Source organism: uncultured Pseudomonas sp., assembly GCF_913777995.1.
Lineage (GTDB): Bacteria > Pseudomonadota > Gammaproteobacteria > Pseudomonadales > Pseudomonadaceae > Aquipseudomonas.
This window is the reverse complement of sequence record NZ_CAJYVE010000010.1, coordinates 310,582-335,848: the sequence shown is the minus strand read 5'-3', so window position 1 is coordinate 335,848 and position 25,267 is coordinate 310,582. Positions and strand designations below refer to the sequence as shown.

19 protein-coding genes and 1 pseudogene are annotated in these 25,267 nt (G+C 62.4%); 8 read left to right on the top strand and 12 right to left on the bottom strand.

Annotated elements, in window-relative coordinates; all coding sequences use genetic code 11:
• Window position 1: 1 nt before the first annotated feature.
• The 10 genes from QZ497_RS04290 to yaaA form a co-directional block, all read right to left on the bottom strand.
• Entirely contained in the window at window positions 2–1,555 is a 1,554-nt protein-coding gene (locus QZ497_RS04290; RefSeq protein WP_295471361.1) for an MBOAT family protein, read from the bottom strand.
• Between the two features lie 109 nt (window positions 1,556–1,664).
• Window positions 1,665–2,792, bottom strand: coding sequence for a mannuronate-specific alginate lyase (locus QZ497_RS04285; RefSeq protein WP_295471359.1), 1,128 nt, complete (start codon window positions 2,790–2,792; stop codon window positions 1,665–1,667).
• Between the two features lie 8 nt (window positions 2,793–2,800).
• Window positions 2,801–4,243, bottom strand: coding sequence for an alginate O-acetyltransferase (locus tag QZ497_RS04280; protein WP_295471357.1), 1,443 nt, complete (start codon window positions 4,241–4,243; stop codon window positions 2,801–2,803).
• Window positions 4,244–4,257: 14 nt separating this feature from the next.
• Window positions 4,258–5,865, bottom strand: coding sequence for a mannuronan 5-epimerase AlgG (algG, locus tag QZ497_RS04275; RefSeq protein ID WP_295471355.1), 1,608 nt, complete (start codon window positions 5,863–5,865; stop codon window positions 4,258–4,260).
• A 26-nt stretch (window positions 5,866–5,891) separates the two neighbouring features.
• Window positions 5,892–7,400, bottom strand: coding sequence for an alginate export family protein (locus QZ497_RS04270; protein WP_295471353.1), 1,509 nt, complete (start codon window positions 7,398–7,400; stop codon window positions 5,892–5,894).
• Window positions 7,397–8,839: an alginate biosynthesis TPR repeat lipoprotein AlgK gene (algK, locus tag QZ497_RS04265; RefSeq protein ID WP_295471351.1), complete on the bottom strand. Its 1,443-nt coding sequence runs from the start codon at window positions 8,837–8,839 to the stop codon at window positions 7,397–7,399. The genes QZ497_RS04270 and algK overlap by 4 nt, the downstream gene beginning before the upstream one ends.
• Before the next feature lie 2 nt (window positions 8,840–8,841).
• Window positions 8,842–10,014 carry an alginate biosynthesis protein Alg44 gene (locus QZ497_RS04260; protein WP_295471349.1) on the bottom strand — a complete coding sequence of 391 codons (1,173 nt, stop codon included), beginning with the start codon at window positions 10,012–10,014 and terminating at the stop codon, window positions 8,842–8,844.
• 40 nt (window positions 10,015–10,054) lie between these two features.
• Complete coding sequence (gene alg8, locus QZ497_RS04255) at window positions 10,055–11,539, bottom strand: mannuronan synthase (protein WP_295471347.1); 1,485 nt, start codon at window positions 11,537–11,539, stop codon at window positions 10,055–10,057.
• A gap of 120 nt (window positions 11,540–11,659) precedes the next feature.
• Window positions 11,660–12,976 (bottom strand): nucleotide sugar dehydrogenase, encoded by a 1,317-nt coding sequence (locus QZ497_RS04250; RefSeq protein WP_295471345.1) that lies wholly within the window; start codon window positions 12,974–12,976, stop codon window positions 11,660–11,662.
• A gap of 821 nt (window positions 12,977–13,797) precedes the next feature.
• Window positions 13,798–14,577, bottom strand: a complete 780-nt coding sequence (yaaA, locus tag QZ497_RS04245) for a peroxide stress protein YaaA (RefSeq protein ID WP_295471343.1) — start codon at window positions 14,575–14,577, stop codon at window positions 13,798–13,800.
• A gap of 164 nt (window positions 14,578–14,741) precedes the next feature.
• Here yaaA and QZ497_RS04240 point away from each other — a divergent pair.
• From QZ497_RS04240 to moaE, 5 genes and pseudogenes are all read left to right on the top strand, one after another.
• Window positions 14,742–15,860, top strand: a pseudogene (locus QZ497_RS04240) (polysaccharide deacetylase family protein); the annotation flags it as partial.
• A 477-nt stretch (window positions 15,861–16,337) separates the two neighbouring features.
• Window positions 16,338–17,732, top strand: a complete 1,395-nt coding sequence (locus QZ497_RS04235; RefSeq protein WP_295471342.1) for a PhoH family protein — start codon at window positions 16,338–16,340, stop codon at window positions 17,730–17,732.
• Window positions 17,733–17,833: 101 nt separating this feature from the next.
• Window positions 17,834–18,316, top strand: a complete 483-nt coding sequence (moaC, locus tag QZ497_RS04230) for a cyclic pyranopterin monophosphate synthase MoaC (protein WP_295471340.1) — start codon at window positions 17,834–17,836, stop codon at window positions 18,314–18,316.
• On the top strand, window positions 18,313–18,558 hold the full coding sequence (locus QZ497_RS04225; protein WP_295471339.1) for a MoaD/ThiS family protein: 246 nt from the start codon (window positions 18,313–18,315) through the stop codon (window positions 18,556–18,558). Before moaC ends, QZ497_RS04225 begins: the two co-directional genes overlap by 4 nt.
• A gap of 2 nt (window positions 18,559–18,560) precedes the next feature.
• Window positions 18,561–19,010: a molybdopterin synthase catalytic subunit MoaE gene (moaE, locus tag QZ497_RS04220; RefSeq protein ID WP_295471338.1), complete on the top strand. Its 450-nt coding sequence runs from the start codon at window positions 18,561–18,563 to the stop codon at window positions 19,008–19,010.
• A 109-nt stretch (window positions 19,011–19,119) separates the two neighbouring features.
• Here moaE and rhlB read toward each other — a convergent pair whose 3' ends face one another.
• Entirely contained in the window at window positions 19,120–20,604 is a 1,485-nt protein-coding gene (gene rhlB / locus QZ497_RS04215) for an ATP-dependent RNA helicase RhlB (RefSeq protein ID WP_295471336.1), read from the bottom strand.
• Window positions 20,605–20,729: 125 nt separating this feature from the next.
• A complete protein-coding gene (locus QZ497_RS04210) occupies window positions 20,730–21,386 on the bottom strand; it encodes an alpha/beta hydrolase (RefSeq protein WP_295471334.1) in 657 nt (218 codons plus the stop codon).
• Window positions 21,387–21,872: 486 nt separating this feature from the next.
• On the opposite strand from QZ497_RS04210, the gene QZ497_RS04205 reads away from it, so the two are divergent.
• From QZ497_RS04205 to QZ497_RS04195, 3 genes are all read left to right on the top strand, one after another.
• Complete coding sequence (locus tag QZ497_RS04205) at window positions 21,873–22,901, top strand: amino acid ABC transporter substrate-binding protein (protein ID WP_295471333.1); 1,029 nt, start codon at window positions 21,873–21,875, stop codon at window positions 22,899–22,901.
• Window positions 22,902–22,974: 73 nt separating this feature from the next.
• Complete coding sequence (locus tag QZ497_RS04200; RefSeq protein ID WP_295471331.1) at window positions 22,975–24,156, top strand: amino acid ABC transporter permease; 1,182 nt, start codon at window positions 22,975–22,977, stop codon at window positions 24,154–24,156.
• 10 nt (window positions 24,157–24,166) lie between these two features.
• Window positions 24,167–25,264, top strand: coding sequence for an amino acid ABC transporter permease (locus QZ497_RS04195; protein WP_295471329.1), 1,098 nt, complete (start codon window positions 24,167–24,169; stop codon window positions 25,262–25,264).
• Window positions 25,265–25,267: the final 3 nt, after the last annotated feature.

Genomic DNA, 25,267 nt, shown 5'->3' with positions numbered 1-25,267 from the left:
CTCAGAACTGGAAGTACAGGAACGGCGAGAAGCTCTGCGCCGACAGTTTCAGGATCGACGCCACGAACAGCAGCAGGATCAGCACGCGCATGGCGTAGCGTGGCCAGTCGGCCTGCCAGGTGGCCGCCTGTACCTGGGCTTCCTGGCCCACGATGTAGCCGGGCTGATGGATGCTGCCAGGCGCATCGCCAGGCACGGCCTTGATGGTGCCGGGCTGCTCGGTGGCCGGGCCGTCGGCACGGGCCTTGCCCTGGTTGGCCGGACGATCGGTGTAGAAGTCGCGCAGGCCGAAGAAGGCCAGGGTGGCGTAGGCCACGACCAGGGTGGCGATCTGCAGGCCGGTCAGGTTGGCGCGGGTCAGTTCCGACAGCTGCCAGTCGCCGAAGCTGAACATGGCGCCGTACATGCGGGTGGCCACGTGCAGGTTCTCGGCACGGAAGATCACCCAGCCGATGACCACCAGCAGGAAGGTCAGGGCCCAGCGGATGATGTTGAAGCTGTGTGGCTTGGTGTTGATGCCCACGGCTTTTTCGATGGCCAGCCACATGCCGTGCCAGGCGCCCCAGATCACGTAGGTAATGTTCGCACCGTGCCACAGGCCACCGAGCAGCATGGTCAGGAACAGGTTGCGGTAGGTGGCGACCTTGCCGCCGCGGTTGCCGCCCAGGGTGATGTACAGGTAGTCACGCAGCCAGGTCGACAGGCTGATGTGCCAGCGCCGCCAGAACTCGGTGATCGACTGGCTGATGTACGGCTGCTTGAAGTTCTCCATGAAGCGGAAGCCCATCATCAGGCCCAGGCCGATGGCCATGTCGCTGTAGCCGGAGAAGTCGAAATACAGCTGTGCGGTATAGGCCAGCGCACCCAGCCAGGCGTCGCCGGTGGTGGGGTTCTCCAGGGCGAAGCAGTGGTCGGCGACCACCGCCAGGGTGTCGGCGATGAACACTTTCTTGATGAAGCCCTGCATGAAGCGCGTGCAGCCTTCAGAGAACTTGTCCAGGGTGTGGGTACGGTTGTTGAACTGGTCGACCAGGTCACGGAAACGCAGTACGGGGCCCGCGATCAGGTGCGGGAAGATCGCCACGAACGCCGCAAAGTCGATCAGGTTGCGGGTAGCCGGAGTATCGCCACGGTAGACGTCGATGATGTAGCTGATGGACTCGAAGATGTAGAACGAGATACCGATCGGCAACAGCACGTGGGTCAGGATGAAAGGCTCCAGGCCCATCGAGGTCATGATGGCGTTGAGGCTGTCGACACCGAAGTTGGCGTACTTGAAGTAGCCCAGGATGCACAGGTCGACTGCAACACCCAGCAGCAACCAGCGCTGCGCCTTCTTGGTCCGCACGCCGGCGGCGCCCACCTGCAGGCCGATCAGGTAGTTCCATACCGTTACAGCGATGAACAGGCTGAGGAAGTCCACACGCCACCAGGCGTAGAAGACATAGCTGGCGATCAGCAGCAGCAGGTTGCGATAGCGTTGCCCGCTCACGTAGTACAAGCCGAGGAAGATCGGCAGGAACAGGAACAGGAACACGTTGGATGAGAACACCATCCTTCTTTACTCCGTCAGTCCAGCGATAAGGGCCAAAGCCCCCCCAAACCCCCCATCCATGTGGGAGGTTGCAGAAGCGGCCGCAGCCGCTCCTACGGTGTTACGAACGTTACTTGTTGTGATCCTTGTCGTGACTCGGGTCATAGACCCGGGTCAGGTCGCCGCCAAGACGGAAGGTCTTGAATGGCTGTTTCTCGTGCTTTTCCTCCAGCACCTGCTGATCGCAGTTGTAGAGGCTGCAGTAAGGCTCCAGCCAGGCGAATTTCGGATCTTTCTTGAGGTCGGTCATGTCCTGCTTCTCGCCGCCTTTGGCAGCGAATTCGTCAGGGTCACGCACGCCTTCGAGCACCCGGTCGGCGAGGCGCTTGAGGGCGCCGTTGTTTTCCTGACGCAGGTCCACACCGTTGGCCTGGGCGAAGCTGGCGATCATCGCCAGAGGTGGCAAGGCGTAGTTGTGGTAGGCCAGGGCACGCTGGCGACGCTTGACCTCGTTAGGCAGGAAGCCCTGCGGGTCGACCTGATTGGCGGCGACCTTGAACTCCTTCACCGCCCAGTCGAACAGGTCACGACGATTGGTGGCCACGGCGGTGGACATCACCGACCAGGCCGCCCAGTAGGAGTGGTTGTTGATCTTTTCCAGCGGCAGGTTGCTCCAGTCGACGATCACCTGGTCGGCCAGCTTGCTGAACCAGGCTTCGATTTCCCGGGCCTGTTCCTGGTGGTTGGCCAGCGGGCGCGAGTCGGAGAACTTCAGCCGCAGGTAGGCCGAAGACAGACTGCCCAGCGCCCATTTGCGCATCGATTTGCCGGTGTGGTTGTAGTCCTGGGACTCCAGGGCGTCGGCCTTGGCCCAGGTGGTCATCATGTTCAGCGCGCAATCGAGCTGTTCAGGACGGCCATCACGCATGTACTGCATGACCACCTTGCTCACGCCGCGCTCCAGGTCGGTGATGTCCTTGGTGGAGTCGCGGAAGGCCTCTTCGGCACGCAGGTTGAGCGTGGCACGGGCCTTGTCCGAGCCTTCGTACTTGCTGCGGAATACCAGCGAACCGGTATAGGGCTGCGGAACCGGGCCGCAGCGGAAGTCGTTGTCACCCGTCTTCATTTTCTCGATGGGCGCCGAGTAGCCCTGGGGCGGAATCAGCGGTGCGGCCGCCGAAGCCGTGCCGCCCCATGCCAGCGTGGCCACGATGGCCAGCGACAGCAGGGCAGGGCGCATGGGTTTGCGAGTCTGCATGGGTCACCTCATTGTCCGGCTTGCGCAGTGTGCTGCGCGGAACCAGGCAGTGCATTGCGTCTGCACACCTGAGCTTTGACTTTCTGTGGTTCGCTACCTGCTTCGGGTCCTTCGATTTCCACGGCCAGCAACTGCTGGCTGGCCCAGTCTTCGTCTTCACGCAAATCGAAGGCGAAGCGTCCATTGGTGTCGGTGGTTTCCGGCTTCTCCAGCTTGAGGTCTTCGTGACGACCGTTCATGTACCAGAGGCGTGCCTTGAGGGTTTTCACCGAGGTGTCTTCGAACTGGATATCCACGCGGTTGGCACTGTTGCGGATGTCCTTGATGCCATTCTTGCCGTTGACCAGTACTTCGGTGGTGCCGCCTGGCTTGACGGTGGCTTCGCCGCTGAGCACCACTTGCTTGTCGTCGCAACCCTCGTCGAGCAGGGCGAACATCTGGCGCCAGATGCTTTCCTGGTCGAGGCGGTACAGCGGCGAGAATTCCCAGATGATGATCTTGGGCGGGTTGTTCTTGAATTCGTCGCTGGCCAGGTACTCGATCATCGAACCTTCCAGACCGCCACCGGGGAAGGCCACGTTGAGCACGTCGGCGCCGATGTACTGCTGCAGGAAGCCGCTGAAGTTGTAGTTCTTGCCACTGTGGCTGGTACCCACCAGGGTGATCTGCGGGTTGCCGGAGTCGCCGAACAGATCACCGTCGCCGGCTTCACCCTTGGGCTCGGTGGCGAACTGGTCCATGTACTGGATCGCGTAACTGGTACCGCACAACTGACCGGCCATGTTGTGCAGGGTGCCGGTCTTGCCCATGCGGCCGATCTTGTGGGTCTCGAACTCACGCTTGGGAATGTCGCTGAACCCCGGGATCTTCTTCACCGTCTCGGCCACCACCTTGGCGGTGCGTTCGGCGCCGTAAGGGGTCCAGTGCTGGTCACCGCGGAAGTAGAAGTCGTGGGCTTCGTTCTCGTTGGTCAGCGGCGACAGGTCCGGTACCCAGTAGCCCATCTTGCTGAAGCGACCGAGCATGGCCTGGTAGTTCTTCATGGCCTTGTCGTAGTCGAAACCGGCCTTGTCGGCAGCGAACAGCTTGTTGCGGTCGACCATGCCGCGGGTCGGCTGGTAGACCACGACCAGGTCGATGCCCTTGCGCTTGAACGCCCGTTGCAGTTCCTGCAGACGCTTGTAGCCCGCTGGCGTGGTGTCGAACTCGGTACGCAGGTCTTCGCGGGTCCGGAACAGCCAGTCACCTTCGGCCTGGATCAGCGTGGTGAAGTTCTGCTGGTAGCGGGTGGTGTAGTTGCTCGCGTCGTGCGCGGCCGGGCACAGCTGGCAGCATGGCTCGGCGGTGAAGCTCGGCGGTGCGGCCTGGTCGGCACGGGCCGCTCCGGCTGCGGCCATCAGGCCCAGGGTCAGGCCGGACAAGCCCAGGATCTTGAACAGGTGTGTATGCATGGAAATTCCTCGGCTCATTGGCGCAGCTCGCTCTGGCTTTCAACCGGGTCGATCAGTACGGCTTTCTTCTGGCGCACCAGCAGATCGAGGATCTGGCTCTGGTGCTCGCCCAGTACGCCGTTGAAGCTGATGCCGCTGCTCTTGGTCGGAGCCAGCATGGACACGTCGTAGAGTTCCACGCTCAGCGGCGAGTCGATCGACAGCGGGCCGGACTTGTTGCCTGCCAGTTCGCCGCCTACCACGATCAGCGAGACTTCGGCGTCGAAGGGGTCGAGCTCGATGTCGCGGTCGGTGTCGGTGAGGTCCTTGATGTGGCCATAGATGCCCATCAGACCGTTGGCCATGGCAAAGTTCTCGTAGAGCTTGATATTGGTGCTGTTACGCACGCGGATGCCATGCCGACGGTTGGCGACCACGCGGTTGCCCCACAGCAGGTTGTCACCGCTCTCGTACAGGGTGATGCCGTCGGTGTGGTTCTGGTAGATGTCGTTGTAGGCGACGATGTTGCCCACGCTGTTACGGTCCAGGACCACGCCAGACAGTTTGTTGTCGTAGCTCTTGTTGCGGAAGATGAAGCTGCGGTCCACCTCGCGGGAGATGATGATGCCGTGCTTCTTCTTCGTGCCATGCACCGTGTTCTCGGCAATGATCAGCCCGTGCGAACGGTCGTGCGGGTCGATGCCGTAGACGATGTTGTCTCGGTAGGTGTTGCCCTTGATCACGAAGTCGCGGGTTTCATAGCAGTAGAAGCCGTACCACAGGTCGGAGAACTCCGAGTCGATGATCCAGCCGGTCGGCTCGGGACGGTTGAGGACCTTCGCGGTGTTCGGCGTGTACTGGGAAATACTCACGCCATAGGACTTGCTCTGGTCGTAGCCGAGGCTGGCCATCTTGGTGTTGGCGATCCAGGTTTCCGAGCCGCCCCAGGTCAGCAGGAACGGACGGAACTCGCTCGGCTTGCGGAAGGTGGCCGGGCCGTTGCGGCTTTCGCTCCAGCCGTTGACCTGGCTCTGGGTGATCAGCAGCTTGCCTTCGCTGACGATGAACGAGCCTTTCTCCTGGGACAGGCGCAATTCCTGGGTGCGCTTGTCGATTTCCAGAATGCCGCTGTCCTTGACCAGGATCGGCAGGCGCGCCACGTAGACGCCGGGCGAGACTTCGCTGAGGAACTGCTTGGGCACCTGGCGGGCGACGTCCTGCAGGCTCACATAGCCGTCCTGGATGATGATCGCGTCAGGGATGCCGTGCTGACGGGCTACCCATTCGGCCATCTTGTTGTCACCGCCGATGAATTCCTTCAGGCCGGTTTCTTCCATCATCCGCGACACCCGCACCTTGCCGGGCTTGCTGCGGTCGATCTTCTTCAGCGCTGCTTCCAGGGTGTAGCCCGAGAGGTCCGGCAGCTTGGGCTTTTCCATCGCCAGCGGCTCGACGGCCGGGCTGGTGATGTTGTAGCTGTTGGTTTCCTGCAGGTCCTTGACCACGATCTTGGCCGCTTCGGACACCGCTGGCGTATTGGCCAGCGCAACACTGGCCATCAGCAGGGCACCACCGAACACCGCGCTTTCCAGCAGGGTGTGCGGCCAGGTGCGCCCGCGGGGATTATTGATCTGACGATTCATCTCATCGCACTCCTTTCGCGGCTGCCTCAGAAGCGCCAGATGACGTCGACCATGGCCCGGTGCATGTAGCTGTCGACCTGGTCGTGGTAGGCGTCGCCGGGCTTGAATACACCCGCACGCAGACGGATCAGCGCCGAAGGCTCATCCACCGACTGGCTGAGAGCGGCAGGCAGCAGGCCCTGCTTGAAGTACTTGGTGACCACCAGGTCCATCTCCTGACCCAGGTCCTTGCGGCCGTCTTCCAGCGGCAGGGAACTGAAGGTGTTGGTCGGTACGCCATCGGCGTCGACCACTTCGCGGGTCGGGTTGATGCCGGCGTTGCCGATGCCCGAGTTGCCGTCCACGCGACGGAACTTGTGGTAGATCAGCGAGGCGTCGTACTCCTCGTTGAACTGCCAGGAGGCGAACAGCGAGGCGGTTTCCACGTTGGCCATCTCGCCCTGGAAGGCTTCACCGAAGCGATGGATGCGCGAGCGGGTGCCGGTCCAGTTCGAGCGGTTGCTCTCCAGGCCGTTCTGTTCGTAGTCCTTGCTGGCGCGCGCATAGGCGGCACCGATCTGCCATTGCGGGTCCAGACGCAGGCGCACGCCCAGGTCGGTGGCCCAGCCGTTGACGTTCTGGCCAACTTTCTGCCCGGCCAGGTACTGGTCGGTGGCGCTGTCGTAGTTGGCACCGATGCGGTCACGGTCACCGGTCAGCCAGGTCAGGCTGCCCCAGTAGTTGACGGTATGGGTGTTGCGATGGTTGTAGGCATCGCTGTCGACGTTCAGGCCGATCCAGGTCAGGTCGCCATTGGCGGTCTTGTCCAGGTCATCGAGCCGTTCGCCGGCGTTCTTCAACTTGCCGTCGTCGTGGCTGTGGTGGGCACGAATGCCGGCCCAGTGGCCGGGAGTCCACTGGTAGGCCGCCGAACCGAACAGGTGCTGGCGGTCTTCGTCTTTGGGGTCCAGCTCGGTCAGGTCGGTGCGGTACTCGCTGAAGCGCTGGGCGGCGCCCAGTTCGGCACGCAGCAGGGTGGTGTCGAAGCTCCAGTTGACGGCCTCGATGTTGGTGTCATGCCATTGGCCGTCGTCGTTGCGCAGACGCTGGCGACCGACCTTGAGGATCTCACCGGGGTAGGGCGTGAAGCCGCTGTAGCCGACCCAGAACTCACGCAGGGCGGCGTAGGTCTTGTCGACCTTGCGCTCGCTGGCGTTGCCACGCGAGGTGCGGCTGCCGATCTGGCCATCGCTGTCGGTGGTGGTCTCGTCCAGCGGGTCGGTCTGAATGGTGTCGGTGGCGGTCACCACCTGGCCCATCGCGTAGCCGCTCCAGTTGCCGCGCTCGCCGTACACCCAGGGACGCAGGTCAAGGCCGAGACCGTTGACGTCGCCACCGGAGCGGGTGCCCAGGTCGCGGTCGTCTTCGCTTTGCCCGGTGATCTTCACTTCCAGGCCGAAATTCTGCTGCTCGGTCAGTGCGGCCAGAGTCGGGCATGCCCAAAGCAGGGTGAAGCCAAGGCCCATGCCGGCGGCCATCAAGGGTTTCAACTTCATAGTGCTTCCTCACCGTCATCTTTTTCCAGGGTCTGGATCACCAGCGCGGTCTGGCTGGCTGAAGTACCCCGGGCCTGTTGTTCGCGTTGCAGCAACTGTTGGGCAGTGGCGAGTTGTTCGGGTGGCAGCTGTTGGGCGATCTGCTGAGCCAGTTCGCCGGACTGCGGTGTCGGGTTGTGGCTCTGTGCCAGCTGGCTGAAGACCCACGCGTTGACCATGTTCGGCTTGATGCCACGGCCGCCCGAGTACAGCTGTGCCAGGGCGAAGTCGGCGCTGGCCTGGCCACCACGGGCGGCGAACAGCAGCTCGTCCACGGCTTTCTGCGGGTAGACCTGGCCCAGGTAGCCACGACGGTACAGCTGGCCCAGGTAGTAGTGCGCGGACAGCTCGGTGGGCGCGGCCTTGAGCAGGTGTTGCTCGGCCTGCTGGGCATCGGCGGGCAGCAGCTTGCCTTCGTAGTAGATGCGCCCCAGCAGCAGTTCGGCGCGCGGTTGGTCGGCGGCACGGCCGTTGTCCAGGTACTCCATCAGCTTGTCGACATCGCCCTGCTCGGGGAAGTCGTAGAGCAGCTGGGCCAGGGTGACCCAGGAAGCCGGGTAGCCGGGTGCGATCTCTTCGAGCATTTGCTGGGCGGTCTGCGGGTCGGGCGTGCCGATCTCCGAGTTGCCCAGTACCCGCGCCACGCTGTCGACGCGCTGGGCGCCGACACGGCCGGAGGCATGCGCGCTCTTGAGCTGGTCGATCAGGGCCTTCTGCTGCTCGGCCTGGCCGCTGGTCTGGTACACGGTGGCCAGCTCGACATAGCACATGTCGGTGGTGTTCAACGCCTGCTTGCAGATGGTTTCCACTTCGTCCAGGTGCTGGTCGTAGGTGCCCTGGGTGCGGTACAGAACGATCTGCGCCAGGCCCGCCTCGGCGTAGCCCTGGCTGCGCCACTGGCTGATTTTCTGCTGCGCGTTGACCTCGGGGAAGGTGTGCGGGTATTGCAGATACATCAGTGCCAGGGCCAGCAGGCTGCCCGACTCGCCATTGGCGAAGGCTTGTTGCAGCAGGCTCTCGGCTTCACGGCGTTCGGCGTCAGTGGCGTCCGGCTTGACGGCCAGCAGCTTGCCCAGGCGCGACTGGGCGCGGGGCGACGTGGCAGCGGCAGCGCGGTAGGTGGCTTCGGCTTCCTTGAGCTGCGCCGGGTCGCCACTGGCCACCTGGATATCGGCCAGGCCGACCTGGGCGTCGGTGTAGCCAAGCTCGGCCAGTTGCCGATAGTTGCGTTCGGCCAGGGCCGTGTCACCGTTCTGCAGGGCCTCGTTGGCCAGGCGCTGGTCCGGCAGGCCGGCACAGCCGCCGAGCCCCAGGGCCACGGCCAGGCCAAGGACCTTGGGCGTGAACCGCGTGGGGAACATCAGCGTGGGAGTCGACGGGCGTCGAAGCGCGCGGTTCATGGTTACAGACCTGCAGCCACGGCTTTATCGACCAGCCAGTTCATGGACGGGCCACGGTCGCTGACCACTTCCACTGGGCGGCCGATCAGCGAGCTGTTCAGCGACTCGTCAGGCTTGATCTGCACGCGGATGTCGGTGGACAGGTCTTTGTCGGTCAGGTTGGTGCTGCTGATCACGCGGCCGGTGCGCACCTGGTCTTCGCCAGCGATCTGGAAGCTCACCGCAGTACCTGGCTTGACGTCGCGGAACTGGCGGTAGGTGAAGCGCGCTTCGACGGTGGCCGGGGTATTGCGGGGCACCAGTTGGAAGATCACCTGACCCTTGGCGGCGTACTGGCCGTCGGCGACCAGCTGGCGGGCCACGACGCAATCGCATGGGCTGGTCAGGGTGCCGCTCAGTTGCTTGCCGTACAGCTCTTCGATTTTCGCCGGCTGCAGGTCGTCGCCGGTCAGGCCGCCCTTGAGCAGTTCCAGCATGTTGGTATCGAACGAGGCCAGCGGCGCGCCTTTCTCGGCCACCTGGTTGACCGGGATCAGGCTCTTCACGGTGCCTTCGCGCGGCATGGTCACGTCCATGCTCGGTACGGTGACCAGGCCGGCGGAAGCGTGGCTGACGAAGTACAGGTCGTAGACGGTCTTGGCGATGAAGCCGAAGGCGCCGATACCGACCACGAAGATCCCCAGGCTGAAGCCCACGGCACGCACGCGGCCGAAGAAGCCCATCGAGCTGTCGCCGCCCTTGTTCTTGCGCGCCTTGGTGAAGTTGTCACGCTGCAGGGTCGCCAGCACTTCGCCCATGCTGACCAGGTCGCCGGCCAGGTGCGAGGTGATCAGGTGGCGCAGGGTGGAGATGTCCTGGGCGTCGAGGTTCTGGAATTGCGTGCCGACACGGCCGGTCTTGCTGTCGATGGTGCGGATCTGCAGTTCGACATCCATGGACAGGCCGAGGTTGTCGATCAGGAACTGCAGGCGTGCCTTGACGATCTCGCCGACGCGCAGCGCAGCCGGATCGGGCGCGACGAAGCTCAGGCCACCGGCTGACAGGTCTTCGACCTTGACCACCGGGGCGTTTGGCGCACCGTTGAGCAGGCGCAGCTTGGCAGGCAGCTTGACCCGCGCATGCTGGCGCTGGGCTTCGGATTCATGCACGACATTGGCGTTCACGGCTGTATTCATGGTGAGTTTTCCTGATTGATCGATTGATTCAGAGGACCGGTCAGACCATGGTCAGCAGCACGGCGACAAAGATGCTGCCGGCTGAAAAGGTCATGGTTCGGGACGACCAGGTGTTGAACCAGCCTTGGAAGCTGGCCATGTCGCGGCTGAGTTTGGTGTCCTGGCGAGTCCAGGACTGGCGGTCGAGGCGGAAGAACACGTAGATCTTCATCAGCGCGCCGACGATCTGGTTGTAATAGAGAATCACCGGATAGGCCGGGCCGATGCGGTGCCCCGAGCAGGACAGCAACAGGGTCAGGATCAGGCGGGTGATGCCGATCCACAGCAGATACATCAGCAGGAACTGGCCGCCGTACTTGACGCTGGCGATGATGGCCACGGTCAGGCCGAGGATCGAGGTCCACATCGACACGCGCTGGTCGAACAGCACGATGCTGGTGAACAGCCCCAGGCGACGGATACCCAGCCCCAGGGCCCGGGAGTTCTGCCGCAGGTTGTTGCCGTACCAGCGGTACATCAGCTTGCGGCTGGCCTTGAAGAAGCTTTTCTCCGGCGGGTGCTCCACGGTGTTGATCGCGGCGTCCGGCACGTAGAAGGTGTCGTAGCCCAGGCGCATCAGGCTGAACCAGCTGGACTTGTCGTCACCGGTCAGGAAGCGGAAGGTGCCCAGGCGCCAGTGGTGCAGCGAGTCGGCTTCGACGTCGGCGATGAATTCCGGGTCGGTGACCACGGTGGCGCGGAACATCGACATGCGCCCGGTCATGGTCAGTACGCGCTTGGACAGGGCCATCGAGCACATGTTGATGTGCCGCTGGGCGAAGCGCAGCTTGTGCCATTCGCTCATGACGTAGCCGCCCAGTACTTCGCAGAATTCGTTGGTGGTCAGGCCACCGACGTTCGGGAACAGGTGGAACCATGGCACCGTCTTGGTCACCACGCCTTCGTTGAGCACGGTGTCGCCGTCGATCACCGCCACCACTGCACGCTCGTCGGGCATGTGCCGGGAAATGGCGCGGAAGCCGTAGGCCAGGCCGTCACGCTTGCCGGTACCGGGAATGCGCACGAAGTCGAGGGTGACGCGGTCTGGCGGATTGAGGCGTTCCCACAGGCTCTTGACCAGCAGTTCGTCGGACAGCTCCACCAGCGAGCAGACCACGGTGGTCGGCAGGCCGCAGTTGATCGCTTCCTTGATGACCGAGCTGTACACCTGGGCGGTGGTCGAGGCATCGATACGGAAGCTGGTGACCATCAGGAACACGTGCGACGGATCGGCGTCCTTGCCCAGCTTGCGCACCTTGCGGCGCAGGTGGGGGTAGACGATGTAGAGGAAAATCATGCCGCGCACGAAATGCGTGGCACCCATCGAGTAGCGCCAGATACCGACGATACCGATGAGGAAAATGAAGTTCTTCGATTGCGAATCGAAGATGCTGGTTGGCAGCGCAGTGATCAGCGCACCCAGCAATGTCAGGTAAAACAGCCAACCGGCGGCCTGCAGAAGGCCGTTCTTGAGCCTGTCCATCAAAGAATCCTTCGGAAGAGTTGCAAGGTTCAAGCGGCAAGCCGCGAGTCGGGAGCCAGTGGCTCCGGACCCGGGCTTGATGCTGACAACTTGAAGCTTGTCGCTTGCAGCTTGCCGCTGGGTTTACCAGCAGATGCCTTCGGCGCGGCCGTGCTCGTGGGTCGGCTTGGACATGAAGCCCACCAGGTCGACGACACGCTTGCCTTCTGGCGCCTTGTCGGCCAGGGCGCGGAAGCGCTCGTCACCGTTACCGAGGATGATGACGTCGGAGTTGTTGATGACTTCGTCGAAGTCGGCGTTGAGCAGGGACGACACGTGAGGAATCTTCGATTCGATGTAGTCCTTGTTCGCACCGTGAACGCGGGCGTATTCGACGTTGCTGTCGTAGATGCTCAGCTCGAAGCCCTTGCCGATCAGCATCTCGGCCAGTTCAACCAGCGGGCTTTCACGCAGGTCGTCGGTACCGGCCTTGAAGCTCAGGCCCAGCAGGCCGACCTTGCGGGTGTCGTGGCTGGCGACGATGTCGAAGGCGTTCTGTACCTGGGAAACGTTGCTGCGCATCAGCGAGTTGAGCAGCGGGGCTTCCACGTCCAGGCTGCCGGCGCGGTAGGTCAGGGCACGAACGTCTTTTGGCAGGCAGGAACCGCCGAAGGCGAAGCCTGGGCGCATGTAGTACTTGGAGAGGTTCAGTTGTTTGTCCTGGCAGACCACTTCCATCACTTCACGACCATCGACGCCGACGGCCTTGGCGATGTTGCCGATCTCGTTGGCGAAGGTCACCTTGGTGGCGTGCCAGACGTTGCAGGTGTACTTGATCATTTCGGCGACGGCGACGTCCTTGCGGATGATCGGCGCGTCGAGTTCTTCGTAGAGGGACTGCAGCAGGTCACCGGAGGTCTTGTCGAATTCCCCGATGACGGTCATCGGCGGATGGTCGTAGTCCTTGATCGCGGTGCTTTCACGCAGGAATTCCGGGTTGACCGCCACGCCGAAGTCGACGCCGGCCTTCTTGCCCGAGCAGTCTTCCAGAATCGGGATGACCACGTTGGCGACGGTGCCTGGCAGCACGGTGCTGCGCACCACGACGGTGTGGCGCGAGGTCTTGTCGCGCAGCACGTAGCCGATTTCACGGCATACCGATTCGATGTATTCCAGACCCAGATCGCCGTTCTTCTTGCTTGGCGTGCCGACGCAGATCATCGACAGGTCGGTGTCGCGGATGGCTTCGGAAAAGTCGGTCGTACCGCGCAGTTTGCCGGTGCGAATACCTTGTTCCAGAAGTTCGCCCAGGCCGGGTTCGACGATGGGGGACTTGCCGCTGTTGATCAGGGCGATCTTGTCGGCGGAGATGTCCACGCCCACTACATCATGACCCCGTGCAGATAGGCATCCGGCACAGACTGCACCGACATAACCCAAACCAAAAATGCTGATACGCATCGCACTCTCCTCGATTGTTCACGCCATAAGTTGGCTGGATATAAATTTTGGCCAGCAGTTGCCACACGTCACGCAGCGACAGCTTATTTAAGCCGTGCAACTAACGGAGGCATGTTTAATAGGTGAGTTGCCGAATAGGGCGCCGCTCACTCAACTGACATCAAATACGAACGGCAAGTATCCGGCCCGAGCGGGCGGGGGTCTTGCTCTGAGATTTGTGTATCACCTTGCGAAGGCGCTCAGCAGCCCATGTGATCAGAAAACCCTTGATTCAGAGCCTTGGGCATTGCTGTCTTGTCCTGTCTGGAGCATTCCTTCGACACACGTCATGGTCAGATTAACCAACTTTGGTGTGATTCCTTATTCGATGCACAACAGCGATTTGTTAGTAGTCTGCAATGTCATCGAACGAGTCCGGTAATAACTTCATCAGCTTCTCATCCTTGTGTAAGCCATCGCCTACATGAAGGGCGAGAATTGTTACGCGATGTAGGAGCCTGGGTGTTACGAAATAGTTCCGGGCCACTCGTCCTCTTTTTGGGAATTTTTCACATCGCGGCGCGCGGCGGGCTAGTTGCAAAATGATGGCAGCTCTTGGAGGCGCCCTTGTGTGGCGGGGGTTTTCGCTAGTTGGATGCTTAGTTGCCAGCATCGGGGCAGGGCAGGATGCCAGCTTGTAAAAAAATCGTTTTTTTTTGCGGAACTCGGTGAGCGTTACATGTTGATGATGGAATTGACTTGTTTATGGCGCCAGAAATACGGCGAAGCGTTACAGCGAGTTGACAGCGGCCGGCGCAGCGAGGGGCTGCACCGGCCGACGATCAGGCGTCGGGGGTATCGCGCAGGAATACCAGCTTGTCGGGCGAGGACTGTTCGGCACTGTAGTAGTAGCCCTGCACGTCGAAGCGCTTGAGCGCCTCGGGTGAGTCGATGCGCTGGTCGATCACGAAGCGGGCCATCATGCCGCGGGCCTTCTTGGCGTAGAAGCTGATGATCTTGTACTGACCGTTCTTGAAGTCTTTGAACTCGGTGTCGATGACCCGGGCCTTGAGGGCGCTGCGCCTGACCGCCGAGAAGTATTCGGTGGAGGCGAGGTTGAGCAGCAGGTCGTCACCCTGTTCGGCCAGCGCCTGGTTCAGCCATTCGCTGATTCGCGTGCCCCAGAAGGCGTAGAGGTCCTTGCCGCGGGCATTGGCCAGGCGGGTGCCCATTTCCAGGCGGTAGGGCTGCATCAGGTCCAGGGGGCGCAGCAGTCCGTACAGGCCCGAGAGCATGCGCAGGTGCTTCTGCGCGTAGTCCAGGCCAGCGTCGTCGAGGGTTTCGGCGTCCAGGCCGGTGTACACGTCACCCTTGAAGGCCAGCAGCGCCTGCTTGGCGTTGTCCAGGTCGAAGGCTGGCGTCCAGCTGCCGAAGCGCGCGGCATTAAGGCCGGCCAGTTTGTCCGACAGGTGCATCAGTTCGCCCATCTGTGCGGGCGTGAGTTCGCGCAGTTGGGCGATCAGTTCCTGGGAGTGGTCCAGGTACTCGGGCAAGGTATGGCGCGTGGTGGTCGGCGGGGTTTCGTAATCGAGGGTCTTGGCGGGCGAAATCACCATCAGCATGGCAGGCTCTCCTGGAATCGTCGGGGGATTCTAGGGGCTGACGATGGCTGACTCCAGCTATGAAGGTCATAGCCGCGCTACCTTCCTGACACATGAAGCGGGCGTCGAATCGGCTATAGTGCCGCGTTGAGCGGATTCGGAAGCATGTCGAGGGAGCATTGGGTTTGCGTATCGTTCTGGCTGTTTGCGCGTGTCTGGTGGGGTTGAAGGTGCATGCGGCGGTGCCGGATGTCGCCTTGGTCGATCGCAGTATCTGGCCTGAGCGCCTCGAAAGCCCGGTGCTGTTCGACGTGGCTTCGCGCGCGGAAATCCTTGGCTTCGCGCATGCCTTGTGGCTCAGCGAGCAGCAGAGCGAAGAGGCGCTGAAGGCGCGCCTGGGGCTGCGCTACATCAATATGGCGTCGATCAACCTGATGCGTCATCGCCTGTGGGTACGTCTGGTCGAGAATTTCCGCCAGGCGCGCAAGAGCTGCACCGAGGACGCCAACTTCTGCGTGTACGCCCAGGACATGGAGCAACTGCGCCAGCGTGCCGAAGAGTTCAATATCGCCCCCGACTCCTTCTATGCCGCCTGGAGCGAGCCCAGTGCACTGTTCCATCGGCGCTACCTGGATGAGCTGTTGTACAAGGCAGCGTTGTTTCCACAGACCAGCAGCGAGATCGCCCGCTACAACTCTGACGAAATGAGTGGCGACGAGCTGCCCGACCGGACCTTCATGCTCAACTTCGAGGGCGGCCCCAGCGCGGCCAATGGCGATACCGACTGGCTGGCCGATTTCATGCGCCAGCAGAAGATGACCGCCACCTTCTTCGTCCAGGGCAAGTTGTTGCAGGAGCGCCTCGACGCCAGTTCGCCCGCTGCCCTGCAGAATCTCTACCGCCAGCAATGCGTGGGTATCCAGGGCTGGGAGTACCGCTCGCACAGCCAGTGGCGCGACTGGCAAAGCTCGGTGCAGCGCAGTGCCGAGCTGGTCGAGCGAGTACTGCCGGACAACATGGTGCCGCTGTTTCGGCCGCCCTATGGGCATCGTCGTCCGGACAGTGGCGAGTTCTTCCGTGCCCATAACCTGCGCGTCTCGCTGTGGACCATCGATGCCCAGGACAACCTGGGGCGCCTGAGTTCGGCGCAGATCAGCGACCGGGTGCAGACTCTGATGCTGCTGTGGCGGCGTGGCACGGTGGTGTTCCACGACTCGGGCTACCGCGCGCAGTCGGCCTTGCCGCTGCTGCTGGCCAACAGTGCGCAGAGCGAGTTGACCTGGGAGGACTGTCGCAACCTGTCGCGGCTGCAGGATCCTGAAGAAGACGAAAGCGTTCCGGAGGACGAGTTGCCGGACGACTCGCAAGAGCCGCAGCAGATGCCGGAGGAGGACCAGCCTGCCCAGGACGGGGCGCAGCCGGTGCAGCGGGTGGAGCCCAGCCAGATGCAGATGCAGGGCGCCGAGCAGGGCCCCGGTGAGGAAAAACCGGAGCAATCGGAAACGGTCAATTAGCGAATGTAAACGCCTTGGCAGGGCGCGCCAAGGGCTTTTCGTCATCCTGTGAAATAAACTTCAAAAAACTGTCAAAGAGCTTTTTTCTGTCATCTGTTTTGCGGTATTACCTGAGGCAGACCGCCGAAACCTGCAACACAGGTGGCGTCACACAAGACCCATCTTGAGCTCCCGCTGTCCTGCCGCAAGGACAGCACCCGGCGGCCTTCCCGTGGCGCGGGATCGCATCGATCCCGCGTCGCCAGGCATCTACAAAGGTGAGCGAGTATGGATGACCACGGACGCAGCCCTTCCAACAACCAGCCAATCCTTTACGTGCTCGATACCAATGTATTGATCCATGATCCAAATGCCCTGCTGAACTTCGAAGAACACCACGTCGCCATTCCCATGACCGTCCTGGAGGAACTGGACAAACTCAAGGATGGCAAGCATTCGGTCGCCGCCGAGTGCCGTCAGGCCATTCGCTTGATCGACAAGACCCTGGGCGAGGCCTGCCCCGAGGATGTCGAGAAGGGCGTGCCCATCGACCGCGGTACCGGAATCTTCAAGGGGCACCTGTCGATTCTGATGAGCCGTCACGACGAACCCAACAGCCCGCTGCCTGAACACCTCAACGACAACATCATCATCAACCAGCTCATCGACCTGCATGCGCGTAACAAGGAACGCGACGTGGTGCTGGTCACCAAGGACATCAACATGCGCCTGAAGGCGCGTGCCTGTGGCATCGCCGCCGAAGACTACAGCACCGACCAGCTGGTCGATGACGTATCGCTGCTGTCGCGCGGTTATCACGAACTCAGCGGTTCGTTCTGGGAGCGTGTCAACAAGGTCGACACCCGCCAGGATCATGGCCGTACCTGGCACCGGGTGCAGCTCAACGAGAACCTGCCTTCGGTACACATCAACGAGTTCATCATCGATGAACAGGGCTTCGTCGGCTGGGTCAAGGGCGTGCGCAACGACGAGCTGATCATTCTCGACATGCACCAGGAGCCGTTGCTGCATCAGGAGGCGTGGGGGCTGAAGCCGCGTGATATCCACCAGGCGCTGGCGCTGTTCGCGTTGCTCGACCCGGATATCCACCTGGTCAACCTGTCCGGTGCCGCCGGCTCCGGCAAGACCATCCTGGCCCTGGCCGCCGCCATCGAGCAGACCATGGTCACCAAACGCTACCGGCGCATCATCGCCACCCGCAGCGTGCAGGGGCTGGACCAGGAGATCGGCTTCCTGCCGGGTACCGAGGCCGAGAAGATGGAGCCCTGGCTGGGGGCCATCACCGACAACCTCGAAGCCTTGCACATGGAGGACGAAAACACCCACGGCAGCGTCGACTACATCCTCAGCAAGGTGCCGCTGCAGTTCAAATCCCTCAACTACATCCGCGGGCGCAGCTTCCAGCAGAGCCTGATCCTGATCGACGAATGCCAGAACCTCACGCCGCACCAGATCAAGACCATCATCACCCGCGCCGGTGCGGGCTCGAAGGTCGTGTGCCTGGGTAACCTGGCGCAGATCGACACCCCCTACCTGTCGGCCACCAGTTCGGGGCTGACCTACATGACGGAGCGCTTCAAGGACTTCCCCAACGGCGTGCACATCACCCTTCAGGGCGTGCCACGTTCCATTCTCGCCGAATACGCCGAGAGCCACCTGTAAGCGGCAAGCCGCAGGCCGGAGCCTTACCGTCCGGCCTGCGGCTGGTAGCTTGTCGCTCGTCGCTTGCCTACAATCCTCACTCCTGTTCCGGAGTGAAGGCTGTGCTGACTCATCTCGATTCCCAAGGCCATGCCAACATGGTCGACGTCACCGACAAGGCCGTGACCTTCCGCGAAGCGGTCGCCCAGGCGCGTGTGCGCATGCTGCCCGCCACCCTGCAGATGATCGTCGCCGGTGGCCACCCCAAGGGCGACGTATTCGCCGTGGCGCGCATCGCCGGCATCCAGGCGGCGAAGAAAACCAGTGACCTGATCCCCCTTTGTCATCCGCTGATGCTCACCGGCGTCAAAGTCGAGCTGCGCGCCGATGGCGACGACGCGGTGCTGATCACCAGCCGCTGCAAGCTGGCCGGGCAGACCGGTGTGGAAATGGAAGCGCTGACCGCCGCCAGCGTCGCGGCCCTGACGATCTACGACATGTGCAAGGCGGTGGACCGCGGCATGGTCATCGAAGCGGTGCAACTGCTGGAAAAGCTCGGCGGCAAGAGCGGCCACTTCATCGCCGGTCAGGAGTCCCAGGCATGAGCCTTACCGTGCAGTATTTCGCTCGTTACCGTGAAGCGCTGGGACTCGATAGCGAAGAGCTGGCTGCCTCTTTCGCCAGCCTCGCCGAGGTGCGCGAACACCTGCTGGCACGCGGCGCTGCCTGGCAGGTGCTGGCCGAGCCCGGCCTGATGTGCGCGCGTAACCAGGAGCTGTGCTCATTGGCCGAGCCCGTGCAGGACGGCGACGAGCTGGCATTTTTCCCGCCCGTGACCGGAGGCTGAGCATGGTCGTGAGGGTGCAGCAGGCGCCGTTCGACGCCGGTGCCGAGGTCAATGCGCTGCACGCCGCCAACCGTGGCGTCGGGGCGGTGGTCAGCTTCGTCGGCTATGTGCGGGATTTCAACGACGGCAATGCGGTGTCGGGGATGTTCCTGGAGCACTACCCCGGCATGACCGAGAAGGCCCTGGGGCAGATCGTCGAGCAAGCGCGTGAGCGCTGGCCGTTGCTGGGGGTCGAGGTGCTGCACCGCGTCGGCCAGCTGGAGCCTGGCGAGCCCATCGTCTTCGTCGGCGTGACCAGCGCACATCGCGGCGCTGCCTTCGAGGCCTGTGAGTTCATCATGGATTACCTGAAGACCCGCGCGCCCTTCTGGAAGCGCGAAGACACCCCTGCCGGCCCGCGCTGGGTCGACGGCCGCGCCAGCGACCAGCAGGCCGCCAAGCGCTGGGAATAGCCTCGCCAGGCATCTGGCTGAAGCCTGTGCGTTCGGTCTGGCGTTGCGTGGCTCGGCAAGCGGCGTCAACCGCGAATAGGCCGGTCCTGCCGGCCCATTCCCATTCCGCTCAGGAGCGCTGGCGTACCACTGGGCGCAGCAGTTCGGTGGGTGGCATCTCGCAGCTGATCTTGCGCCCCAGCTTCTCTTCGATGGCTGGCAACTGGTAGGAGTCGTCTTCGCCGGCAAAGCTGATCGACACGCCATCGGCGCCCGCACGGCCGGTACGGCCGATTCGGTGCACGTAATCGTCGGGCACTTCGGGCAGGGTGAAATTGATCACATGGCTGATGCCGTCGATATGGATGCCGCGACCGGCCACGTCGGTGGCCACCAGCACGCGGATCTTGCCTTCCCGGAAGCCTTCCAGGGTCTTGATACGCTTGTGCTGCGGCACGTCGCCGGACAATTGCGCGGCATTCACGCCGTCGCGTACCAGACGCTCTTCGATGCGCCGTACTTCGTCCTTGCGATTGGCGAAGACCATGACCCGCTCCCAGCCATTGTCGTTGACCAGGTTGTACAGCAGCTTGTACTTGTCGGCCGAGGCCACGGCATATACATGCTGCTCGACGTTCTTGTTGGCCACGCCTTCGGCTTCGATCTCGACGATGGCCGGCTCGACGGTCCACTGGCGTGCCAGGTTCATCACGTCGTCGGTGAATGTGGCAGAGAACAGCAGGGTCTGGCGTTCGCCCTTGTAAGGGGTCTGGCGGATGATCTGGCGCACCTGCGGGATGAAGCCCATGTCGAGCATGCGGTCGGCTTCGTCCAGCACCATGACCTCGACCATGTCCAGGTGCACTTCGCCGCGCTGGTTGAAATCCAGCAGGCGGCCTGGCGTGGCGACCAGGATGTCGCAGAAGCGGGCTTCGAGCTGTTTGAGTTGCTTGTCGAACTCCATGCCGCCGACGAAGGTCATGACATTCAGCCCGGTGTAGCGGGTCAGCGCTTCGGCGTCCTTGGCGATCTGTACCACCAGCTCGCGGGTAGGCGCGATGATCAGTGCTCGCGGCTCACCCATGTAGCGTTCCGCCGGGGGCGGGGTCTGCAGCAGCTGGGTGATGGTGGAGATGAGGAACGCGGCGGTCTTGCCGGTGCCGGTCTGGGCGCGACCGATGGCGTCCTGGCCCTTGAGGGTGTAGCCCAGTACGCCGGCCTGGATCGGTGTGCAATACGGGAAGCCGAGGTCGTGGATGGCGTGCATCAGCTCGGGGGCGAGCTTGAAGTCGTGGAAACGGGTCTTGCCTTCCTGTGGCTCGACGACGAAGTCCTCGAGCTTCCAGGTGTCTACAGGCTTGGGTGACCGCTCACGGCGCGGGTTGGGCTGCGCCGGTTTGTCGCTCCTGGCTTTCTCGGTTCTTTCGGTCTTGGCCGCTTTCTCGGCCCTGGGCGCACGCGGGCGTTCGGGCTCGCTGGCCTTCGCCACTGGCGCTTCAGGGGCGGCTGGCGGGGCAGGGCGGTCTTCGCGGATCACGGCGGCGGATGTTGTCGGAGCAGGCTCGAATGGCTCGGCGGCGCTTTTTCCGAACATCTTCTTGAGTGCTTTGAGCACGGTCTTCTCGTCAATTGGTCAAGGAATGTACGCCCAGCAGTGTAAAGCAAGTTGCTGGCTCGGCGTAGTGGCATGCAAACCTGGCTACAGGCTGCCTGGCGAAACGGTCCAGACAGCCTGTGCTGTTACCGCAGCCTGTCACTCAGCCAGGTGCGAATGTCGGAAATCTCCTGGGGTAACACTTGGTGGCCCATGGGGTACTCCTGCCACTGCACATCGACGCCCAGCGACTTGAGGTATTCATAGGCGGTGCGGCCCATGGCATTGAGCACCACTTCGTCGTGGTAGCCATGCAGGCAATATGCCGGAATGCGCTGCTGGCTGGCCGAGAGGGTCATGGTATCGGTGAAGGTCGGCGCATAGGTCGATAGCGCCAGGACTCCGCCCAGCGGACCCTGCCAGCGGCGATAGGCGGTGTGCAGCACCACGGCGCCGCCCTGGGAAAAACCGGCCAGGAAGATGCGCGCCGGGTCGATGCCGCCGTCGCGCTGGGCTTCGATGAGGTCCATCACGGTCTGTGCCGACACCTCCAGTTCGTCATGGTCGATGGCCCGTGCCGGACTCATTGCCTTGATGTCGTACCAGCTGGGCATCTGATAGCCGCCGTTGATGGTAACGGGGCGATGGGGCGCCTGGGGTAACACGAAGCGTGTACTGCTCAGCGACTCCTGCAGGGCTTCGGCAACCGGCTCGAAGTCATGGCGGTCGGCACCCAGGCCGTGCAGCCAGATCACACAGGCGTCCGCCGGGCGGGAAGGTTCCAGGATCAAAGGTGTGGTCATGTGTGCTCCATATATGTGCGCAGCGTTTCCGAGCGTGCATTCAATGGGTGCGTGGTCAGCGCAGTTGCTAGCAAATCTGAACGAAGATGTCGCAAGGGTACAAGTTTTGAACTTGACCTGCCGGTTTATCGAATCAGCTCCCAGTATGGTACGCGGTTTGCTATGCAAGACGCGGAGTCAGAGCGCTCACATCGACCGGTAACACTATTGCGCCATTATCACCGACGTCGAAGGCAAAGCGGGAATCCCAGCTACAGGATACCCGTACGATTCAGTCCGCAACTCAGGCTGCGGAACAATCAGGGAGCTTCGGTCCGCGGGACTGAGGGTAACGGTTACAGGCGGGTGCCAGGGATATCCTGAGCCCCTCATGGACAGACCCAACGTCGCATGACCCAAAAAAAAGCCAGCACGGGTCATTGATGCCTCACAAGGGTGCGACGTGACTGAGGCTCCAAACAACAAAGAGCAAACCGGAGGTTATGAATGAAGATGTTGAAATCCACCCTGGCTGTAGTGACCGCTGTAGCCGCACTGGGCGTAACTGGTGTGGCCAATGCCGGCGCGACCCTGGATGCCGTACAGAAGAAGGGCTTCGTACAGTGCGGCGTCAGTGACGGTCTGCCAGGTTTCTCCGTTCCGGATGCCAAGGGCACCATCACCGGTATCGACGCGGACGTCTGCCGCGCCGTGGCCGCTGCCGTATTCGGCGACGCCACCAAGGTCAAGTTCAGCCAGCTGAACGCCAAGGAGCGCTTCACCGCCCTGCAGTCCGGCGAGATCGACGTGCTGTCGCGCAACACCACCTGGACCAGCTCGCGTGACTCGGGCATGGGCCTGGTCTTCGCTGGCGTGACCTACTACGACGGCATCGGCTTCCTGGTGAACAACAAGCTGGGCGTGAAGAGCGCCAAGGAACTGGACGGCGCCACCATCTGCATCCAGGCCGGTACCACCACCGAGCTGAACGTCTCCGACTACTTCCGCGCCAACGGCCTGAAGTACACCCCCATCACCTTCGACACCTCCGATGAAAGCGCCAAGTCGCTGGAAAGCGGCCGTTGCGACGTACTGACCTCCGACCAGTCGCAGCTGTACGCACAGCGCAGCAAGCTGGCCAGCCCTGACTCCTACATCGTTCTGCCGGAAGTGATCTCCAAGGAGCCTCTGGGCCCGGTCGTGCGTAAAGGCGACGAAGAGTGGTTCTCCATCGTCAAGTGGACCCTGTTCGCCATGCTCAACGCCGAAGAAGCCGGCATCACTTCGAAGAACGTCGAAGCCGAAGCCAAGAGCACCAAGAACCCTGACGTCGCCCGTATGCTGGGTGCCGACGGTGAGTACGGCAAGGACCTGAAGCTGCCGAAGGACTGGGTCGTCAAGATCGTCAAGCAGGTCGGTAACTACGGTGAAGTGTTCGAGCGCAACCTGGGCGAGAACACCCCTCTGAAGATCAAGCGTGGCCTGAACGCCCTGTGGAACAAGGGTGGCATCCAGTACGCTCCACCAATCCGCTGATATGACCCTGCGCCCGGCCGCCTGAACAGGCCGCCGGGCGTTCTGTACTGTTCCATCTCTTCCGGGGCATTTCATGCAAAACAACATCGACGCACCCAAGCAAAGGCTCACCCTGAGCGACCCCAAAGTGCGCGCCTGGCTATTCCAGATCATCACCGTCGTGGCGGTGGTCTCCCTGGGCTGGTTCCTGTTCGATAACACTCAGAACAACCTGGAGCACCGCGGAATCACTTCCGGCTTCGGTTTCCTGGATCGCAGCGCAGGCTTCGGTATTGCCCAGCACCTGATCGACTACACCGAGGCGGACAGCTACGCCCGGGTCTTCCTGATCGGCCTGCTCAATACCTTGCTGGTGTCTTTCATCGGCATCGTCCTGGCGACTCTGCTGGGCTTCATCATCGGTATCGCACGTCTGTCGTCCAACTGGATGGTCAACAAGCTGGCGACTGTCTATGTCGAAGTCTTCCGTAACATTCCGCCGTTGCTGCAGATCCTGTTCTGGTACTTCGCGGTGTTCCTGACCCTGCCGGGTCCGCGCGCTGCGCATGGCTACTTCGACATGTTCTACGTCAGCAGCCGCGGCCTGAACATGCCCAAGGCGCTGGCCGCCGAAGGCCTGACCCCCTTCCTGGTCAGCGTACTGGTGGCCATCGTCGCCACTGTGTTCATGAACCGCTGGGCCAACAAACGCTTCGAACTCACCGGCGAACCTTTCCACAAGTTCTGGGCCAGCCTGGCCATCCTGATCGTGGTTCCCGGCCTGAGCATGGCGCTGTTCGGCGTTCCCGTGCACTGGGAAATGCCCGAGCTGCGTGGCTTCAACTTCGTTGGCGGCTGGGTGCTGATTCCCGAGCTGCTGGCCCTGACCCTGGCCCTGACCGTCTACACCGCGGCGTTCATCGCCGAGATCGTACGCTCGGGTATCAAGTCGGTCAGCCATGGCCAGACCGAAGCGGCCCGTTCGCTGGGCCTGCGCCCCGGCCCGACGCTGCGCAAGGTGATCATTCCCCAGGCCCTGCGGGTGATCATTCCGCCGCTGACCAGCCAGTACCTGAACCTGGTGAAGAACTCTTCGCTGGCGGCCGGTATCGGCTACCCCGAGATGGTCTCGCTGTTCGCCGGTACCGTACTCAACCAGACCGGTCAGGCCATCGAGGTCATTGCCATCACCATGAGCGTGTACCTGGCAATCAGCATCAGCATCTCCCTGCTGATGAACTGGTACAACAAGCGCATTGCGCTGATCGAGCGGTGAGGAAACGCGCATGAGCACACATATCTTCAAACCCAACCTGGCGCCGCCCAAGACCACCGTCGGCGTGGTCGGCTGGATGCGCTCGAACCTGTTCTCGAGCTGGTTCAACACCCTGCTGACGCTGTTCTCGCTGTATCTGGTGTGGCTGATCGTACCGCCACTGATCAGCTGGGCCATCCTGGATGCGAACTGGAGCGGCACCACCCGCGCCGACTGCACCAAGGCTGGCGCCTGCTGGGTGTTCATCGAGCAGCGTTTCGGCCAGTTCATGTACGGCTACTTCCCCAGCGAACAACGCTGGCGCGTCGACCTGACCGTGATCCTGGCCATCGTCGGCGTCGCCCCGCTGTTCATCAAGGCCATGCCGCGCAAGCTGGCCTACGGCCTGGTGTTCCTGGTGGCTTATCCGATCATCGCCTTCTACCTGCTGCGTGGCGGCGCCTTCGGCCTGACCCCCGTGGCGACCAGCCAGTGGGGCGGCCTGATGCTGACCCTGGTGATCGCCACCGTGGGCATCGTCGGTGCCTTGCCGTTGGGTATTCTGCTGGCGCTGGGGCGGCGTTCGAACATGCCGGCGGTGAAGGTGGTCTGCGTGACCTTCATCGAGTTCTGGCGTGGCGTGCCGCTGATCACCGTACTGTTCATGTCTTCGGTGATGCTGCCGCTGTTCCTGCCTGAGGGCATGAACTTCGACAAGCTGCTGCGGGCGCTGATCGGCGTGATCCTGTTCCAGTCGGCGTACATCGCCGAGGTGGTGCGCGGTGGCATGCAGGCCATTCCCAAGGGCCAGTACGAGGCCGCTGCGGCCATGGGCCTGGGCTACTGGCGTGCCATGGGCCTGGTGATCCTGCCGCAAGCCCTGAAGCTGGTCATTCCCGGCATCGTCAACACCTTCATCGCCCTGTTCAAGGACACCAGCCTGGTGATCATCATCGGCCTGTTCGACCTGCTCAACAGCGTCAAGCAGGCTGCGGCCGACCCGACCTGGCTGGGCATGGCCACCGAAGGCTATGTCTTCGCGGCCCTGGTGTTCTGGATTTTCTGTTTCGGTATGTCCCGCTACTCCATGCATCTGGAGCGCAAGCTGGACACTGGCCACAAGCGTTAGGAG